We start from the raw sequence: 18,545 nt of genomic DNA, 5'->3' as shown, positions 1-18,545 counted from the left end.
CAGCAAAATATATCAAAAATAATCTCCCTCTATAGACTATGATGAGTGCTTGGGACTCTATCCACCTCCCCGCTTTAAAAGACAAATATTAAATTCAAAATGACATATATATATTGCAAAAAGACGTAAATACTATTACAATGCATGTATCCAGAAAATCTCAAGAACGTATCTCTAACCAAAAGGAAGGAATGATGAGCTTGAATTGGTTTAAGAAAAACCCGGTTGAGGATGAGCGTATCGTCAATTTGAAGAACAAGTTATATAAAGAGGTGTATACCTTGATCATGATCATTTGCAGCATTTCCGTCATCATCAAATCTTTTGCGCTGCCGAGAACGGAATCCGTCTGGCTGGAAATGCTGATCATGCTGGGAGGAAGCTTATATTTCGGGATACGCAGCGTGGCGCTGGGGATTTACTCGGATGAAGTGGAGGTCCATGACCAGCGGAGCAAAATTTCGTTCAGCACACGTACGGTGATATGGGGGCTCGTTATCGGTGTCGCACTTGCTCTTTTTTTCGGTATCCGCAGCGCGGTTCTGTTTGGCAATGACAACAGCGCGACCGAGCTCAAATATTTCTTTAGCGTTTTCCTCGTCTCACTGATCATCTACATCCCGCTCTTTGTTGGGGTGAATTGGTTGATCCACTACGGCGCCAACAAGGTAAGCCAGAAAATGTCGCAGAACGATCCATTCGACTCGTAGAAAGGGATATAGGGGGACTGCCGCATGAAAAACATCAAATTGAAGATGGCCCGCGTCGAGAAGGATTTATCGCAGGAAGAGCTGGCCCAGATCGTCGGTGTCTCCAGGCAGACCATCGGCCTGATCGAGCTGGGGAAATATAATCCGTCCCTCAGCCTGTGCGTTGCCATATGCAAGGCATTATCGCGTACGCTGAACGATCTGTTCTGGGAAGAGGACTAGGGTAGGCCTGCATTTCAATTCACTAACGCCGCCAGACCATAATTGCGACCAGGTTAAGGAGGTGATGCCAACGCTTCAAGGCAAGAAATAATAACCAATCATCATAATAAGGAGTGACCTAATCTATCATGCCATTACATAAAGCTAGAAAAGCATTCACCGTGTTTCTGCTCACCGCTTCCCTATTGGGGACGACCTTCATCTCTGAAGGAAAAACATATGCTTCTGCCGCCGATCCCATTCAAGGGCAGGTTACGGAGATTAAGACTGCACGAACGTCGGATGAAAAAATTGCCGAGTGGGAGAATTGGGCCAAAGACCATGTATATCGACTGGATACGATTCACCCGGCCAACACAGCCAACGGCACTAACCAGTATAAGGATCTGGCTATGCTGAAGCCCTTGCTGCATGACAAACGTTTTGTGTTCCTAGGGGAGAGCTCCCACGGGGTTGGCGAGTTCAATCTGGCGAAGACCCGTTTAATCCAGTTCCTGCATCAGGAGATGGGGTACAACGTTCTGGCCTTTGAGAGCGGTCTTGGCAACAGCTCTTTGGCTTACGGCAGGGTCAGGCAGCAGAGCGCGGAACAAACGATGAAGGATTCCATCTTCGGCGTCTGGTGGTCCAAGGAGATTATGCCGTTGTTCGACTACATTAAAACAGCACAACAGAGCAAGCAGCCGCTCGTGCTGACCGGTTTTGACATGCAGCTGCAGCATCCGCTGTTGGACGGACAATGGCTGAAGGACCAAGCCATGGCTAAGCGTCTATCGGAAGCTGAGAAGAAACTGTCCGACTACTCTCTTGGTACGGATCTGGACGCTTACCGCAAAGAGAAACATCAGCTGATTCAAGTATACATGGATGCTCTGGAATCCTTAAAGACGGAGACAAACGAAGCTCATCTGAAACAGCTGTACCCGGATAACCCCAAACTGTCCATGCTGCTCAAGCGGAGCCTGAACGACCGGATTCGGGTAGCCCGGGAATACGTGGAGCTCTCCATTCAATCAACGCTTGGCATGGAAAGCGGTGATTATGCTCCGTTCCTGGAATCGATGGAATGGCGGGACCAGGCGATGCATGACAATCTCATGTGGCTGGCAACCGAAGTATACCCGACGGAAAAATTCATCGTGTGGGGACATAACGACCACATCCGTAAAGCCCAAACCGAGGTGATGGGTACGCCATATCCGGTGACTTTAATGGGAGAGAAACTCTCGGATGAAATGAAAAAATACAGTTACGTGCTTGGCCTGTATCCGGCCAGCGGCCAAACCGCGGATAATATGGGAAATGTGCATGACGTTCTGCCGGCTGAGCCGGGCTCCATTGAATCGATCCTCTCGGCCTCAGGCTCGCCGTATACCTTCGTTGACCTGCGTTACCAAAAACGCGAGGCAGGCAGCTCGTGGATGTTCGAGCCGCGTTTTGCCTATAGCTGGGGGATGATTCCGGAAAGCTTAATCGCCCGGGACCAGTACGACGGTATTCTGCTGATCGATGACGTAAACCCGCCCCAATATATGAGATCCTCGGCTTCATCCAAGGCTTCTGTGCCTGCTGAAGAATAAGGTGCTATCATTCCTTGTTGTCATATAAGAATCTTTCATAGGTTGAGATGACAAGCATCCTCTGATGGTCTGCTCCAAGAGTCCGGAAGCAACGAACTCTTGGAAAGGATCGAACGGGATGCTTTTTATCTTACGCTCAGTTCCGCATGGTTATTTTATCGAGATGTTCCCCGAGGAGGTTTTGAGCTTCACCTCATGCTCCCCGTCACCGGTGCGCCCTTCCGTCTTACGGTTGCTCTCGTTCCTGTCCTGTATCGGAACGGCAATGGACCTCCGTCCGCTCCCGGAATGCAGCACCCATGTCGCATCAGGCGCCTCTTCATCGAGCTGTATGTTCACGTTTCCGCTTGTCGCCGATACATCCACATCGTTGTTCAAACGGGCGAACGAAAGGGAGATATTCCCGCTTTTACCCTTCACCTGAAGGCTGTGATTTTGCAAGCCGGTTCCCGTTACCTTGCCGGAAGAACCGTCAATTTCGACCTTCCCTGCATAATCCGCAGGAATTTTCACGCGAAGCTGCGGCATCCGGCCGATATTCAACATCCGAGTGATATCGTTATCTAAAGAAATCTTCACCCGATTATCTTTTTAATCGACAACGGCTCCTGCGGAACTGCCGCTTCGGAGCAGCGAAACCTCCAATGCTTCCACATCCGCTGTCTCCACGAACAAGGTCGTGCTGCCATGGTCGATCTCCAGCACTTCGGCCTCCTCAAGCGTTACGCGTTGGAGCTCCTCTTCTTCATCCCTCGAACCGCATGCACTGAGCAAGAACATGCCGAGGATCCATAGGATAACAGCTGGTGCATATCGTTTCATTGCTTTACCTCCACCCTTTTTCAACATTGAAGTCATTGTACAGGATGACGCCGCGTCACTTTCAAGCGATTTTTCAAGTTTGGTAAACAACAGGAAAAAAGACACCGCCATGTGGCAGTGCCTCCTGCTAGTTCAAGGCAGGGACCCTATGGTTGTCCATCTTTTTGGTCGTACCACGATAAAGTTGGACGGGTTGGAGGGTATCCGTGCTGCTCCCTAAACTGCTTACGCACTTCGGTAAAGTCATGCCAGCTCTTCCCGCTCCCCGGATGATTGGCATGATGTACGATGCAGCGAAACGCATCCTCCACGCAAGGATCCACCCAGAAACCGCTGCTTGCTTCCATCCGGTCCGTTAAAGAGGCAGCGTCTTCATCCTTGATATCTTCCAATGCGAAATACCCCAACTGGACTACGCGTTCAGCCACTTTCGGTCCGATCGAAGGAACCGTCTGAAACTGTGCCAGTCCCCGGATATATTGGGCGCGGCTATCCGAAACACCAAGCACGCCGGACAATAACTCGATATCCATTTGCGCAATATCGAAGAGCTTCATTTTGTTTGACCGCAGCTTCGCCAACTCCTCGCCAGTTAACGTCAGCTTCGGCGATTTTCTCGGTACATGCCGCTGCATCCTTCTCACCCCTGTTCTCACTCTGCATACATACCTGACGTTTAATATAGATCGAACATATTTACTTCATAGCCTTGGGCTTTCAGGTAATTGAACATTTGCGCCCGATGATGCTGGGCATGCGTGACGATTTCAATCAGCCACTTGGCTTGGGTTGAACCGTGCTCCAAATAGAAGGGTCTCGTTGTCTTCTGCATAAATTCTTCATCCGTCAGCCCATTCATGTAGGATTTTACATCGGCAAGTCCCTTTGTCATCCAAGAGATCAGCTTGTCCTTGTCCGTGCCGTCAGCGGCGATGCTTGCCTCCAGTTCCCGGATCTCCGCTTCGCTCTTCTCTTGCAGAATCAACAGGTCCGTCGCAGGCACCGAAACCAGATGATGCACGAGTTCCTGCAGCGATCTCATATTGTGGGCAGGCCTGTAATCCCAATGCGCTTCTGTAATTTTGCCGATCAGATTCGAACTGGTACGAACGATAAGCTCCAGCTCTTCGAACAACAGCTGCTTCATTTCATGCAATTGATTCACGTTTCATCACTCCATTTATTAGTTATGAGGGGCTCTGGGTTCTACGGCAAGTATAGCGTATAATAGTGACAACTATTGTCATAGTCATCCAACGATTCGGAGCTGATCCTATGTCCAAATCCAAACGTCTCATCGAGCTGATGATGACCGTTAACCGAATGCGAAAATTCACCGTACGAGAACTGGCCGATCAATTCGGCGTATCGTCTCGCACGATCTTGAGGGACCTGCAGGAGCTCAGCGAACTGGGGGTTCCCCTCTATTCCGAGGTAGGACCGCACGGCGGCTACCAGGTGCTGAAAGAACGGGTTCTTCCGCCGATCGCCTTCAGCGAGGAAGAAGCCGTCGCGATGTTTTTTGCCAGCCACGCCCTGCGTCACTATCTATTTCTTCCCTTTGAAGCCGAGTCCTCTACCGCACTTCAGAAATTTTATTATTACATGCCCGGGGATGTGCGCGACCGGATTGACCAAATGAAGAACCGTGTGGATTTTCTGACGCATACCAGACAGCAGAAGGCTGAATCTCTCGGGGCTCTGCTGGATGCCGCCGTCGACCAGCGGGTCGTTACGGTGTTATACGAGAGCAGGGACGGCTATGCCGCGCGAAGCATCCAGCCCGTGGGCATCTATGCAAGCAACGGCTTCTGGTATTGTCCCGCTTATTGTTTTCTGCGCGATGATTTCCGCCTGTTCCGCTGCGACCGCATGCAGTCCGTGGCTGAGGATGCAACCGGCATCGAGCCGCGGGATCACCGGCACATTCATCTGGGGAACTGGAGGGAATACGGGACCGAGAAATCGGTCTATGTCCGGATGGTCGTGGATTTGAGCCGGGAAGGCGCTCAGCGCTGCGAATCTGAGTTATGTCCTGTCCCCCATATTGCTAAGCGGACGGATGGAAGCGGACGGCTTGATCAGAACGTTCCTGCCAGCGAGCTTTTGTATTTTGCTAAATTTTTTATCGGATTAGGAAATGAAGCCACCGTGAAGGAGCCGCAGGAGCTGGTGGACCTTACGAAGGGCATTCTGACGGAGATGATGGCGAAGTATGGTTAGAGGCAGCTGACTCTCTTTTTGGCAAAGGGGATGGATTATTTTATCGGAATCTTGCACCAGCGTGCGTTTGACGAAAAGAACACGCCTTGTTACAATTTCATCAACAATTAGGAAAAGGATGAGGACGATGGTTCGTCGTTTGATCAGGTTTAAGAATGTCGCTACTGTATTAAGCTTCTAAGTAAACATGATCTATTCTACTTAGAAGCGAGGAAATAGAATGAAACAACATCGATTTGAACACTGGTCCGAAATCAAGTATTTGAAGGATATCGTCACAAACCCGATGATAAGCGTAGGAGAATACTCATACTATTCCGGTTATTACGATCATCATGATTTTGAAGATGGCTGCGTTAGATACCTCTGGGGGGATGCAAAATCCAGAAGGTTGTTTAATCCCATTGAAGACTATGGCTGGCATATCGATAAGTTGATTATCGGAAATTACGTATGCATCGCAAGCGGCGTCATTATTTTAATGGGTGGAAATCACAACCATCATCCGGAATGGATAACCGTGTACCCGTTTGTCGATCAGATTGAAGCTTCTTACGCGCCAAAAGGCGATACCGTCATCGAAAGCGATGCTTGGATTGGAATGAATGCCATGATTATGCCAGGTGTGACCATAGGCGAAGGCGCCATTGTTGCGGCTGGTTCGGTTGTTACTAAAGATGTCCCGCCCTACCGTATCGTAGGCGGTAACCCTGCCAAAGAGATAAAGAAACGCTTTGCGGACGAAGACATCGAAAAGTTAATGGAAATGCGTTGGTACGATTGGGAACGCGAGCAAATTGAACGAGCCGCTCATATCTTCTCCAGTTCTTCCGTCCATCGATTATATGACTATTATCAAAAAGAAATAAAACCCTGCATTTAAATTTCAGATGCCTCTTATAAATAGGAATGCAAATATCCCTGCTTGAATTCAAGCAGGGATATTTTTTGTCTTGGCCTCAACCTTGCGATCATTCGTTAAAACCTGTCATGATTTCAACATCTATTGATCCGCCCGGTAAACCGAACGCCCTCCCTTGACGGTCTCCAGGATGCGAAAGACCTCCTCGCGCTTCTCCAGAAGCACGAAGTCGGCCTGGGCTCCTCTCTTCAGCCCATGGCGTTCCCCTTGCCCCATGGCCTGGGCGGGCAGCACCGAAGCCATGTCCCATGCTTCCGAAAACGCGCACATTCCCGACCGAGCCAGCCGCCAAACCGCATCGGCAAGCATCATGGCCGAGCCGGCCAGCAGCTCGGGCTTGCGGGCGAGATGCAGTCGGCCTTCGGGAGTCAAGACGACATGACCGCCGATGTGGGTCTCGTATTCGCCTGGCGGCATTCCGCTTAAATAGACGGCATCGCTGACCAGCACCACTTTGGATTGCTTGGCGCGGAGCATCACCTTGATGACCGAATCCGGCAGATGGTACCCGTCCGCGATCATGCCTGCCCACAGCTGATCTTGGGCAAGCTGTTCCCATATATAATTCGGATGCCGCGGCAGCGTTAGATGCGCGCCATTGCCCAGATGGGTGGACATCGTCGCTCCAGCATCCACGGCTTCCCGAATTTGCTCAGGTGTGGCAGCGGTGTGCCCGATCGATACAACGACTCCCGATTCGGCGCACGCCCGGATAAAACCCGCGGCTTCCGGCCACTCAGGCGATAGAGTGACGATCCGGATCCGGTTCCCCGACGCCGCCTGCCATCTCGTAAACAATGCCCAGTCCGGCGCCTTGATGTACCGGGAATCATGGGCTCCCCTTGGCCCCTCCTCCGGAGAAAGAAAGGGGCCTTCCAAATGAATCCCGCCTATGGACGAACCGACCGCTTCATCCTCCAGGCAAGCCGCGTCGATAACCCGCAGCAGCTGTTCGATTTCTTCGTCTCCGTTGGTAATGACGGTGGGGTAGAACAGGGTAAGACCCTTCTTCCATAACCGCCGGGTTGCCTGGATGACCGTATCCGTTGTAAGCGGCAGCGAATTGAAGTCACATCCGTAACCGCCGTTAATCTGAAGATCGATCAATCCGGGAGCAACCCATATCTCCTCGTCCGCGCCGCGTGGAAGGACTCGCTCGATCCGGCCGTCCGGATTCCATGCCAGCTCCATCGGCTCGCCTGTTGCATAATGGCGGCCTGCCCGAACCCGTTCGTGGCTATCCATTCCGTATTTCCCCATACGACTCCAGATCGACGTACAGCGTGCAATCCGGATGCCGCCGAAGAATGCTGGCAGGACAAGCCTCGCTTATCTCCCCTTGCAGCGTCCGCTGCACCGCTGCCCGCTTGCTTGCGCCCGGCACGACGCAGAACAGATGGGCACCCGACATTAACGCCGGAACGGTGAGCGTAAGCGCGTATGCCGGAACCACCTCCAAGCTCGCAAAACAGCCGTCATTCACCTGCTGAAGGCGGCAAGCCTCGTCCAGCTTGACCCGTTTCACCCATAAAGGGTCGGCAAAATCGGCAACAGGCGGATCGTTGAAGGCGATATGCCCGTTCTCGCCAATGCCCAGGACCACCATATCGATCGGGGCGGCGGCGACCAGTCGGCTGTATCTATCGCACTCTGCTTCAGGATCATTCAAACCGTCGATCAGATGCACCTCTCCCGGAGATACCCGATCAAACAGCCGCCGGGATAAAAAGTTCCCGAACCGCTGCGGGGCCGACGGGGGGAGGCCGATGTATTCATCCATATGAAATGCGGTTACCCGGCTCCAGTCCAGTCCTTCCGCTTGAACCAGCGCGGCCAGGCATTCATTCTGTGACGGGGCGGCCGCAAAGACGATGCGAATGCGCTCTTTCTCGGCCAGCAGGCGCTGCATGGTCTCGAGGATATCGGCGGCCGCCGCTGTCCCCATCGCTTCGCGCTGGTCATAAACGCGGACCTTCAGTTGATCTTGAACGTTTTCAAGAACAGGCTTGATGTTTCGCTCAGTCCTCATAAAGTCACCTCCATCCCTTACAACGCCGGCGTACCGGTCAGCAATTGAATTTCCTTGCGCTGCCTGGAAGCCTCGTAGGTACCGAGAATGATTTCCAGAGAATGCCGGCCGTCCTCCCCAGTGACGATAGGCTCGCGGCCTTCGCGAACGGCAAGCGCCATATCTTGAATTTGCAGGCGGTGGCCGTCAGGAATAACTTTGAACGCATCGAATTCAGGAAGCTGAACTTGTTCGCCATCGATTTCAAGCGATACGATCGCATCTTCTTCCATGACAAGCACGCCCTTCTCTCCATGAATGACCAGCCGCTGGCCTTTGCCGTCGCAGGCCGTCGTCGTGATCTCCATGACCCCGAGCGCGCCGTTCGTAAATTCAAGGGCGGCGATAACGGTATCTTCCACTTCGATATTTCGCAGCACGGCTTTGGCCTTCGCCGACAAGGATGCTACGGGCCCAACGAGCCATTGGAGCATATCCACCGTGTGTATTCCCTGATTCATCATCGCCCCGCCGCCGTCCATCGCCCAGGTCCCGCGCCAGCCCGCACTGTCATAATAGGCTTGATCGCGGTAGAGCATGACATACGCCGAGCATAAACTAAGCTTCCCGAGGCGTCCTTCTTGAATGACCCTGCGGGCATACCCGGCCTGCGGGGACATGCGCCTCGGAAAGACGGTGGCGAGCAGCACCCCGCTCTCCGCACATACCTCGATCATGCGCTCGATATCGTCAAGCTTGATCGCCATCGGCTTTTCCACCAGCACATGCTTGCCCGCCCGGGCAACCATCGCCGTTTGCTCTGCATGCATGCCGCTTGGCGTGCAAATGCAGACCACTTCCACATCCTCGCGCGCCAGCAGCTCCTCCAATGTGTCGCAGACATCTCCTCCATACGTTTCAGTCAGCTTGACCGCCGATTCCCGTTTCGTATCGAACACGGCGGCAAGCACGGCTTCCTCCGTGTTCATGATGCCCTTGGCATGGATATCCGCAATAATTCCGCAGCCGATGATCCCGAATCGAACTTCCTTCGTCATATTCCCTACGCCCCCTCATTCCCGTTCTGTTTGCATCGAAGCCCGTGCTTTCTCCTATTCCCTGATCAGGATCCGTGCTCCCTCATCTGCCATCACCGTAGCCTCCGAGGCTTTGTAAATATCGTCATGCGTGATCAGGCCGGCTTCTCCCGCCACCCGATTCAGAAAATCCTGCGAAAGGGAGAACGCCGGAGCCGTCAAAGGCAAAGAGCGCAGCTCCTGATCGGTGACCACAAGCGTTACCTCATCGCTGGACAGCAAGGGATCGCCTTCCAGCCGAATTTCGGCAATGCCGCGCGTCCCCGTAATGAATAACCGGCCGTCTCCCCAAGTCCAGCTGCCGGCAGGCGTGTGCCAATCCGCGTATAGCTGTGCCGTGATCCCGCCAGCCATGAATACCTGCACGCCGGCCGCATCGTAGAAGGTCGGGTATTCAGGCAGAATATGCTTCGCCAGATAACCGGATGACGTCTCCACTTCCCGGCCCGTCAGCCACCTTAACAGGTCGAAGTCATGCACGAAGAGATCGTTGATGATGCCGCCGGACTGCTCTCTGTCAAAATGCCAGGCCGGCCGGGATTCCGGATTCAGCCGATGCGGCTTACGCATCGAGATATGGACGATGTCCCCCAATTCTCCTGCCCGAATCATCCGATGTACGGTATGCAGGGATGGACGGAAGCGCTCGGTCAGCATCATGCCTACCTCGATTCTTCCACGCTCCAGAACGCCACGCAGCCGGGTTAGCCCCGCCCGGTTCGTCACGGCAGGCTTGTCGATCATGACAGGCTTGCCGCGCAGCTCGCACAGCTCTATGACGTCCATCTTCTCATCGTTGATGGCCGCGCAGCCGATGAGACTTACCCCTTCATCGCCAAGCAGCGACTCGCGATCCCCCGTCAGCTCCAGGCCGTACCGGTCGGCGAGGGTGCGGGCTAACGGCTGATTGTCCGGTTCGTATACTCCTGCACATTCGTAGCCCAGTGCCAGCATCTCCTCGATAAACATGCCGATGTGGGCATGCTGGCAGCCGATGATTCCAAATTTCCGTGCGTTCCCCGTCATCCGGTCGACACCTCCACAGCCTGCAGCCACTCCTTAATGACGAGCAAATCGTAAGCGAGCCGTTCCTTCGGCGGATAGGGAGCTGCGCATTCCAGCGTAAGCCAACCCGCATACCGCTGTTCCCGTAATCCGTTGAGCAGCCCCCCGTGATCCACTTCTCCTTCGCCAAGGCGGCACTGCAGGAAGAACTCTTCCCCGTGACGGGTCAAATTCTTGAACGTTCCCGGGGCGCCCCCTTGCCCGATCCGCCGTTCATCCTTGATGTGCACATGGAACAACCGGCTTCCAAGCTGCCGGACCGACTCTTCCCCAAATTCCGTGTCCGTGATGTACATATTTCCTGCATCATGAATCAGGCCAACCTGATCATCGCCGATCAAATCCAGCAACCGCAGTGCACTGTCCGTTGTCTCCACCAGGCTCTGGTTGTGGATCTCCAGGACGATCCGTTTTCCTGCAGCGCGGGCTTCCTCCGCGCATTTCCGAATCCAGAAAGCCGCCTTGGCATAATGATAATCCTCCGCCAGGAAGGCATTCGGCCCTCCCTGAAAGATCCGGATCATGCCCGCCTCCAACATCACCGCGCGTTCAAGCAGGCCCATGAACTGATCATAGGCTCCGGTACATTCGGCATCCCCGCTTGTCGAGAAATTCCCCATGTAACCCGCCAATGCCGGAATCTCCAAACCGCGCCCATCCGCAAGTGCCTTCATTTCGCGAACCCGCGGAAGCGATGTCTCCGGGCTCAAATGCGGTTCGCGGCAGGCGATTTCAATGCCGTCAAAACCGAGTTCGGCCGCGATCGACATCGCTTCATGGATGCTGTAATCGATGAGTGATCCGCTGAATGCCGCTATTTTCATCTCGTCTTTCATCCTTTCGTCTGCATTTACGCCTTCTCAAGCGCTGAATACGCCGTTATTTAATCCCGGCCATATTATGGTTCTGCACAAAATATTTCTCGGCAAACAGGAATACCAGCAGGATCGGAACGAGACTGACCAAGGCCGCCGCAATCATGAGCTGTTCATTGCCGGTCCACTGTCCCGACAAGGAGAGAATGCCGATGGGCAGCGTATACTTCTCGTTCGAGGTCAAATAAATGACAGGCGTCAGAATCTCGTTCCACTTGCCCATGAACGTAAAGATCGCCAGCGTTGCCAGCGTGGGCCTGGCCATCGGAATGAAGATCCGCAGATATATCTGGAACGGATTGCAGCCCTCCATCTTGGCCGCTTCCTCATACTCTTTAGGTATATTCATGAATGCCTGCCTCATGAGGAAAATGCCAAACGGTTGGGCCAGCCATTCGATGATCCACAGCGGCGTGAGCGTATCCAGCATGTTCAGTTTGTTAAAAATGATGAAGTGCGGGATGATGATGACCACCGCCGGAATCATCATCGTCCCCAGCACCATCACGAACAGCGCGCCTTTCAGCGGAAAGCGCAGCCTGGCGAACGCATAGCCGACCATCGAGCAAGAGATTAGCGCGCCGATGACGGACAATGCGGCCACGAAGATGCTGTTTAGCGTGTAGCCGCCAATATTCCCAAGCTGGAACACCTGGGCGTAATTGGACCATTGGAATACTTCGGGAATCCAGCGGGGCGGAACCGTTGTATATTCCCTGTAGGTTTTCAATGAATTCATGAGCGCCGACAGAAACGGCACGATCATGATGAGCGAGCTGATCCCGATCAGCACGTATCCGATGCTTTTTCCCAGCAGCCTTCTTCTCATTTGAGGCTCCTCCTTCCCCCGGTGCAGTTCCGCATTTGCAGTAGTTCCATCTTGATCGCCGGATCAGTCATAATGCACCCATTTCTTTTGAGCGCGAAGCTGTACCAGCGTCAGCAGGAACAGGATCATGAACAGCACCCAGGCAATGGCGGAAGCATAGCCCATCCTCATAAACGTGAACCCTTCGCGATATAAATACAGCATCATGACCAGGCTCGAGTTATTCGGGCCTCCCGCCGAGCTGATGTCGCCCCTGCCGGTCAGCACGTAGATCTGTTCGAATGCCTGGAAGGTAGAGATCGTGCTCATGATGACAACCAGGAAGGTCGTCGGCGAGATCAATGGAACCGTAATGTACCGGAATTTGCGCAGGGCTCCTGCGCCGTCGATCTCCGCGGCTTCGTACAAATCCCCGGGAACGCTCTGAAGTCCCGCCAGATAGATGACCATGATATAACCGATCCCTTTCCAGACCGCGATGAAGACGAGCAGCGGAATGGCCAGCTTCGGGTCCTGCAGCCAGCCTTGCCCTTCCAGCCCCAGCTTGGCAAGCAGCGTATTGGCCAGGCCGAAGCGAGGATTGAATATGGCGTCGGCGACATACAGGATGACGGTCCAGGAGGAGATCACCGGGATGAAATGAGCCATCCGAAACCATTTAAGCCCTTTCAAACGCTGGTTTAGCGCGACGGCCAGCACGAGCGCGAGAAAGGTCTGGAGCGGTACGAACAGAACCGCAAAATACAGGGTATTCCACAGGGAACGCCAGAACATCGAATCCTCGGCCATGCGCCGGAAATTATCCAATCCGCTCCACTCGGGCGGATTCAGCATATCGTAATCGGAAAAGCTGAAGTACAGGGATGCGGCGAGGGGACCCGCCACAAAAATGATAAAGTGGAGAAGATAAGGGGAGGCCATAAGCAGCCCCCATCTCCCCTCATGATCCCATTTCCGTTTTCGGGCGGGCTTTCCATGCGGCATCGGATCGGCTTTGAGTGCTGCATTGTCGTTTAGCGTATTGTCCATTTCACTCCCGCCTTTCTTCCACCCTTGATTTATTTTTTATAAAAATCATCGAGGACCGCCTGAACGGCTGCGTCCGCTTCGCTTAACGCCTGATCGACGGTTGCATCTCCCAGGAAGGCTCGCTCCGCATTTTCGTTGAATTTGCCCACCCATTCTTCCCATACTGCGTTATTGTCGAGCGTTTGGGCGAACTCCAGACTGTCCAGGAAGGCCTGGCGGTTAGCCGGTTGCTCTCCCGCCTTGAGGAACACTTCGGATTCCGCTACGGATTTTTTCACGGGCACGGCTTCGCCAAGCTCGGTCCACTGCTTCTGCACATCGTCTTCCGTAGCCCAGTATTTAATCCACTCCCAGGCAGCTTGCGCCTTCTCGTCGCTCGACTTCTGGTTAATCACCCACGAGTTGGCGATGACCGGGGACACCCGCTTACCGTCAGGTCCCTTCGGCAGCAGCGTCACGTCGTAATTCAGGCCGGCTTCATTCGCTGCCTGCACCCGGGCATAAATGCCGATCCGCATGGCGGCCGATCCGCTTGGGAACACGGCGGTATTGCTCTGGAAGCTCTTCAGGTCGACCGGATCGGTAATAATGCCGCGCTGCATGCCGTCGACCATCCATTCGAACGCCTGCTTGTTCTCCGGGGAATTGATGATCGAGTTCTCCGCCTTCTCGTCAAGGGCACCGCCGCCGTAGGATTTCATCACGGAGAACCAGCCCTCGGTAATGCTGAAGAACGTAAGCCCGAACTGATTCACGCTGGCTGCGTCAAACCCGCTGTCCTCGGCCGTTTTTCCGCCGGCGTCCACCGTCAGCTTGGCTGCCGACGCTTTCAGGTCTTCCCAGGTCCATTCGTCCGTAGGATACGCTACGCCTGCTTTATCGAACAAATCCTTGTTGTAAAACAGCACGCCGACCTGAATGCCCTGCGGCACGCCCCAATAGCGTCCCTCCGCGTCCTTGTTGAAATCGAGGCCGTAGTACTCGTCGGCTTTCAGATCCTTGGCAATCCAATCGGTCAGATCCTTGGCGGCACCGCGCTGGGCATATTTCATGACGTAGACGCCGTCGGACAGCCATACGTCCGGCGCCTGGCCGGCCGCGATCTGCGTATCCAGCTTCTGATAGAACTGCCCGTAAGGGGCGCTTTGCGTCTTCACCGTAATGTTCGGATGCTTTTCCTCGAACTGCTCGATCAGCTCCTTCATCTTTGCATCGGAGCTGTCGCTCGAATAATATCCGAGCAGGATTTCTACCTTCTTATCTTCCCCGCCGCCTCCGGTGCCGGGAGATGCGGTGCCGGTCTTACCATCGCTGGCATTGCCGCATCCGCTTACAATGATGGATATCAGCAATAAGGCCGTTACCCAGCTGTAGAACCCTTTTCTCTTTTTCATAAATCCTCGCCCCCTATTAATGTTGAAATGGATTAATGAGATTGTAGTTGATAACGACCGTCAGCGCCCATGTACTTTATTAGCCCACTTGTGATTTCTTGCCGCGGCATCATGGTTTTTCATTTACAACTTGTGTTTTTTTGCTACAATGTTCCTTACATTCCCTACTTCAAAGCCAGGAAGGCGGAAGAGCGATGAACATCCAAGGCGTTTCCATCGGTAACCTGACCATTAACCAACGATTGTTCGTGCTGATCATCCTATTCATTGGCCTCCCCTTCTTTCTGCTCGGCAGCTTCTGGTACCAGTCGTCTACCGAAGCGATTGAACAGTTTGCCGCAGGCGCCAACAAGCGTATCATTGAGCAAACCAACGTCTCGCTGGATTCTTACATATCCAATCTGGAGAATTCCACCTATCCCTTTATCCATAACCCGCAGATCCAGCAATTTCTCTCGACCACGGAGCTCACTCCCTATGCCTATTTTCAGCTTGCCAAAAAAGTCGAGGACGACTTGTTCGCCCAAATGATCTACGGGAGATCGGATATCATCGGGATCTCGCTCGTCGCCGAAAACAAGCGGCAAATTACCGATTACGAAAGCGCGCCGGGACTGCTCGACATGAGCGAAATCCGCAAACGCAACCGCTCCTTTCAAGAGCAGCTGGACCAATACAACGATTTTCAAATCATCGGCCTAAGCCGGGTAGGAAACACGCCCGCCCTCACCGTCGCCCGGAAGCTCTATGACAATTCATCCTTTCTCTATAAAGGCTTATTGATCGTCGACCTCAATCTGAAGCAGATCGGAGCCATCTGCTCCAACGATTCGCTGGGCGGCTTTGACGTCTGGATAATGGGCGGCGACGGGCATATGATCTACCATCCGGATCCGAGACAGATCGGGGCCGAAGTCGAGTCCGGGCTGTTATCGCGTATTCAAAACCGGGACTCCTCCTTCTTCCGGCATCAAGACCCGGTATCGGGCACCGAGAAGATGGTCCTCCATGAACGTTCGCAGAGCACCGGCTGGACGGTTGTCGCCGATCTGCCGCTGAGCAATCTCATCGGCGGTTTAATCACCCAGCGGAACTACTCGCTTGCGGCCGCGTCGATGCTCTTGATCATCGCATTGGCGCTTGTTGGCGGGTTTTCCTTGTCCTTGACAAGGCCGCTCTCCATGCTGCAGAAGTTGATGGCCCGCGTCGAGCGGGGCGATTTCGTTCTTCCCACCCATATGAACCGGTTCCGCAACAATGAAATGACGGCCGTGTTTCAAAGCTTCTACAGCATGACGGGAGAGCTGAAGCGGTTGATCCGGGAGGTCCAGGATTCCCAGTTCAAGGAACGGGAGCTCATGATCAAGCAGAAGGAATCCGAGCTCCGCTCCATGCAGTCCCATATCAACCCGCATTTTTTGTACAATTCGCTGGAGATTATTAATTCATATGCCATCGCGGACGATCATATGGAAATCAGTCGCATGACGCGGGCGCTGGCCCATATGTTCCGCTACAATATCGGCCATGCCGGATCCGTTGTGCCGCTCCGGGAGGAAATGACGCATGTCCAGTATTATCTGGATCTTCAAAGCGCCCGGTTCCGCAAGCTCCGGATCGATATGGACGTGAACGAACGGGATCTGGATCGCGTGAACGCCGTCAGGCTGACGCTGCAGCCGATCGTGGAGAATGTGTTCATCCACGGGTACAGGGGCAAGAAGCCTTCCTACCTCGGGATAAGCTCACGCGCGGAAGCGGGTTATTATGCGATCGTGATCCGGGACAAAGGGGTGGGCATGACGGCGCAAACACTGCGGCAGATCAGGCGAATTCTGAATTCCGGCAAGAAGCCGGAAGGCGGCATCCTGCGAAACGACGGGGACGAAACCACCAGCGGCATCGGCCTCTTGAACGTCCATCAAAGGCTCCAGCTTACCTTCGGGGACGAGTATGGACTGTACCTTGTGGAATCCGTGCCCTCGGAAGGCACGATATTTGAAATCAGACTGCCATATAGGACTAGCGAGGAGGGACTTCATGTACCGGATCATGATGATTGATGACGAATACGCCATTCATTTGAGTTTGCGAAAGCTTGTCGAGAGGTCGGGTCTTCGGATCGAGGTTGCCGGCGAAGCCGAAGACGGGGTTGAAGCCTTGGAAATGCTGGAGAACAGCCGGCCGGACATCATCGTGACCGATATTTGCATGCCTGAAATGGATGGGCTGGAATTTATCCGCCGTGTCCGGGAATCCCATGCACAGATGCATTTCATTATCCTGTCGGGCCACGACAACTTCGAATTCGCGCGTCAGGCCATGCGTTATGGCGTATCGGATTTCCTGCTGAAGCCCATCGACCCGGCCCAGTTCCATGCAACGCTGGAACGTGCCTGCAGGGAGCTGGATGAGCGGAAAGCGCGATTCTCCCGGCAGACGAAATGGACGCTTGCGCACCAGAGCCATAAAGCCAGGCTAGCCGAGCTGCTGTGGTCTGCCGAGGAGCGGGAGGCCTTGGAACAAACCCATGAGATCATGACCCTTTTTGAGACGATGGGACCGAAAGAGGTCAGCCTGTCACGGTACGCCCATATGCTGGTATCGGAACTGCTGTCTGCGCTTGAAGAACGCGGGTTGATGCTGAACATGGACACCGGCGAGGAGCAGTGGGCGCAGGATGATCCTCTTGCCTGCCGCCGCCAAACAGAGGATAAGGTCAAGGAAATGCTGGCATTGATTAAAGGCTCCAGAAATCTGGGATCCCGCCATAATATCCAAAAAGCCAAACGATACATTGAAGATAACTATGCGATGGAGGATTTGTCCTTGCAGGAGGTGGCTGATTCGGTGGGGATGTCGGTGACGTATTTAAGCCGTACCTTCAAAAGCGAAACCAATATGAACTTCGTGAAATACCTGGTGCAGGTCCGTATGGAAAAAGCGAGGGAATTGCTTGCGGAGTCTGAGCTTTCCGCTCAGGAAGCGGCCTACCGCGTCGGTTTCTCGGACTATGTCCATTTCAGCAAGACGTTCAAAAAATTTCATGGCCTCACACCTTCGGCGTACCGAAAACAGTGCAAGGCCATGAATGGAGGATGAAGCGGGCAGGAGTTTAATTAGCTTGTTCTCCCGTTCTTCCACTCCTTCGCTCTGGCGAGAAGCTGCTCAACGAACGCATTCTTCTCATCGGAGTATCGGAGCAGTGTCCGGGCTCCTTGCGAAACGATCCGCCGCTTGATCTCGCTGTAACGCTCGGCTTCCACGGCATGGGCCCGGAGGTAATCCCGGATGATGATGTTATGGTTCCAGATGTCGCCACGGTACGGCACGATATGAACGTTATAGGCGAACCTCCCTCTTTTGCGAAGGTAAATGCGGCCGGTGATCCCGGATTCGCCCAAGTTCTCGTAGCCCGCAGCGGCCAGTTTGGGGAGGATTTCATCCGTATGCCGAGCGTTCTCCACGCCCACCAGCATATCGACGATGGGTTTGGCCGTCATCCCCGGTACGGACGTGCTTCCGAAATGTTCGATCGCAGCCGTATAAGGACCGATCTCCCCGATCAAGAGCCGATGTTCGTCGTTAAACCGATCCGCCCACTGCTTGTCATAGGGCTCCAAGTGAATGGCTTCGTCAATCGTCATGAAGGAACCTCCTCCGAATTTGGTACGTGCATGCTGGTGAAGCTCCTCGAGCCAAAAGCAGCGGACTCCCGTAAAAGGGCATAGGGTACAGCTTCTAGCCAAGCTCACGTACTCACGAATGA

At 53.8% G+C, this 18,545-nt stretch carries 20 protein-coding genes; 7 read left to right on the top strand and 13 right to left on the bottom strand.

Annotated features, from left to right (window positions below):
- The first annotated feature begins 194 nt into the window (after positions 1–194).
- The 3 genes from M1D70_RS06000 to M1D70_RS05990 all read left to right on the top strand — a co-directional run bounded on the left by M1D70_RS06000 (position 195) and on the right by M1D70_RS05990 (position 2,512).
- Positions 195–710: a DUF6773 family protein gene (locus tag M1D70_RS06000; protein ID WP_009594973.1), complete on the top strand. Its 516-nt coding sequence runs from the start codon at positions 195–197 to the stop codon at positions 708–710.
- Positions 711–734: 24 nt separating this feature from the next.
- Positions 735–932: a helix-turn-helix transcriptional regulator gene (locus tag M1D70_RS05995; RefSeq protein ID WP_009594955.1), complete on the top strand. Its 198-nt coding sequence runs from the start codon at positions 735–737 to the stop codon at positions 930–932.
- A 128-nt stretch (positions 933–1,060) separates the two neighbouring features.
- Complete coding sequence (locus M1D70_RS05990; protein WP_456289420.1) at positions 1,061–2,512, top strand: erythromycin esterase family protein; 1,452 nt, start codon at positions 1,061–1,063, stop codon at positions 2,510–2,512.
- Positions 2,513–2,662: 150 nt separating this feature from the next.
- On the opposite strand, the gene M1D70_RS05985 is transcribed toward M1D70_RS05990, so the two are convergent.
- From M1D70_RS05985 to M1D70_RS05970, 4 genes are all read right to left on the bottom strand, one after another.
- Positions 2,663–3,058, bottom strand: coding sequence for a DUF4097 family beta strand repeat-containing protein (locus M1D70_RS05985; protein ID WP_456289419.1), 396 nt, complete (start codon positions 3,056–3,058; stop codon positions 2,663–2,665).
- A gap of 45 nt (positions 3,059–3,103) precedes the next feature.
- The gene (locus tag M1D70_RS05980) at positions 3,104–3,334 is read right to left on the bottom strand and encodes a hypothetical protein (RefSeq protein ID WP_456289418.1); all 231 of its coding nucleotides are present in this window, start codon (positions 3,332–3,334) and stop codon (positions 3,104–3,106) included.
- Between the two features lie 146 nt (positions 3,335–3,480).
- Positions 3,481–3,969, bottom strand: a complete 489-nt coding sequence (locus M1D70_RS05975; RefSeq protein ID WP_456289417.1) for a helix-hairpin-helix domain-containing protein — start codon at positions 3,967–3,969, stop codon at positions 3,481–3,483.
- A gap of 41 nt (positions 3,970–4,010) precedes the next feature.
- Positions 4,011–4,499 (bottom strand): DinB family protein, encoded by a 489-nt coding sequence (locus M1D70_RS05970; RefSeq protein ID WP_009594956.1) that lies wholly within the window; start codon positions 4,497–4,499, stop codon positions 4,011–4,013.
- A 110-nt stretch (positions 4,500–4,609) separates the two neighbouring features.
- Between M1D70_RS05970 and M1D70_RS05965 the strand changes: the two genes are divergently transcribed.
- Together M1D70_RS05965 and M1D70_RS05960 are read left to right on the top strand one after the other, a co-directional pair.
- Positions 4,610–5,557, top strand: a complete 948-nt coding sequence (locus M1D70_RS05965) for a helix-turn-helix transcriptional regulator (protein ID WP_009594953.1) — start codon at positions 4,610–4,612, stop codon at positions 5,555–5,557.
- Positions 5,558–5,777: 220 nt separating this feature from the next.
- Positions 5,778–6,440 carry a CatB-related O-acetyltransferase gene (locus M1D70_RS05960; protein WP_009594959.1) on the top strand — a complete coding sequence of 221 codons (663 nt, stop codon included), beginning with the start codon at positions 5,778–5,780 and terminating at the stop codon, positions 6,438–6,440.
- 120 nt (positions 6,441–6,560) lie between these two features.
- Here M1D70_RS05960 and M1D70_RS05955 read toward each other — a convergent pair whose 3' ends face one another.
- The 8 genes from M1D70_RS05955 to M1D70_RS05920 form a co-directional block, all read right to left on the bottom strand.
- A complete protein-coding gene (locus M1D70_RS05955) occupies positions 6,561–7,724 on the bottom strand; it encodes an N-acetylglucosamine-6-phosphate deacetylase (protein WP_456289416.1) in 1,164 nt (387 codons plus the stop codon).
- Positions 7,717–8,508, bottom strand: a complete 792-nt coding sequence (locus M1D70_RS05950) for a glucosamine-6-phosphate deaminase (protein WP_456289415.1) — start codon at positions 8,506–8,508, stop codon at positions 7,717–7,719. Before M1D70_RS05950 ends, M1D70_RS05955 begins: the two co-directional genes overlap by 8 nt.
- 17 nt (positions 8,509–8,525) lie before the next feature.
- Complete coding sequence (locus tag M1D70_RS05945; RefSeq protein WP_456289414.1) at positions 8,526–9,545, bottom strand: Gfo/Idh/MocA family protein; 1,020 nt, start codon at positions 9,543–9,545, stop codon at positions 8,526–8,528.
- A 54-nt stretch (positions 9,546–9,599) separates the two neighbouring features.
- Complete coding sequence (locus M1D70_RS05940) at positions 9,600–10,610, bottom strand: Gfo/Idh/MocA family protein (RefSeq protein ID WP_009594954.1); 1,011 nt, start codon at positions 10,608–10,610, stop codon at positions 9,600–9,602.
- Positions 10,607–11,473, bottom strand: a complete 867-nt coding sequence (locus M1D70_RS05935) for a sugar phosphate isomerase/epimerase family protein (RefSeq protein WP_009594977.1) — start codon at positions 11,471–11,473, stop codon at positions 10,607–10,609. The genes M1D70_RS05940 and M1D70_RS05935 overlap by 4 nt, the downstream gene beginning before the upstream one ends.
- A gap of 55 nt (positions 11,474–11,528) precedes the next feature.
- Positions 11,529–12,353, bottom strand: a complete 825-nt coding sequence (locus tag M1D70_RS05930; protein WP_009594969.1) for a carbohydrate ABC transporter permease — start codon at positions 12,351–12,353, stop codon at positions 11,529–11,531.
- Positions 12,354–12,416: 63 nt separating this feature from the next.
- A complete protein-coding gene (locus tag M1D70_RS05925) occupies positions 12,417–13,382 on the bottom strand; it encodes a carbohydrate ABC transporter permease (protein ID WP_009594963.1) in 966 nt (321 codons plus the stop codon).
- A 29-nt stretch (positions 13,383–13,411) separates the two neighbouring features.
- Positions 13,412–14,776 (bottom strand): ABC transporter substrate-binding protein, encoded by a 1,365-nt coding sequence (locus M1D70_RS05920; RefSeq protein ID WP_009594946.1) that lies wholly within the window; start codon positions 14,774–14,776, stop codon positions 13,412–13,414.
- 194 nt (positions 14,777–14,970) lie between these two features.
- On the opposite strand from M1D70_RS05920, the gene M1D70_RS05915 reads away from it, so the two are divergent.
- Positions 14,971–16,839 (top strand): sensor histidine kinase, encoded by a 1,869-nt coding sequence (locus M1D70_RS05915; RefSeq protein WP_456289413.1) that lies wholly within the window; start codon positions 14,971–14,973, stop codon positions 16,837–16,839.
- Positions 16,817–17,878, top strand: coding sequence for a response regulator transcription factor (locus M1D70_RS05910; protein WP_009594961.1), 1,062 nt, complete (start codon positions 16,817–16,819; stop codon positions 17,876–17,878). Before M1D70_RS05915 ends, M1D70_RS05910 begins: the two co-directional genes overlap by 23 nt.
- Positions 17,879–17,895: 17 nt before the next feature.
- On the opposite strand, the gene M1D70_RS05905 is transcribed toward M1D70_RS05910, so the two are convergent.
- Entirely contained in the window at positions 17,896–18,423 is a 528-nt protein-coding gene (locus tag M1D70_RS05905) for a GrpB family protein (protein ID WP_009594972.1), read from the bottom strand.
- Positions 18,424–18,545 lie beyond the last annotated feature (122 nt).

It is taken from the genome of Paenibacillus sp. AK002 (genome assembly GCF_053903045.1).
The sequence above is the reverse complement of the archived record's forward strand: the minus strand, read 5'-3'. Positions and strand labels throughout refer to the sequence as shown.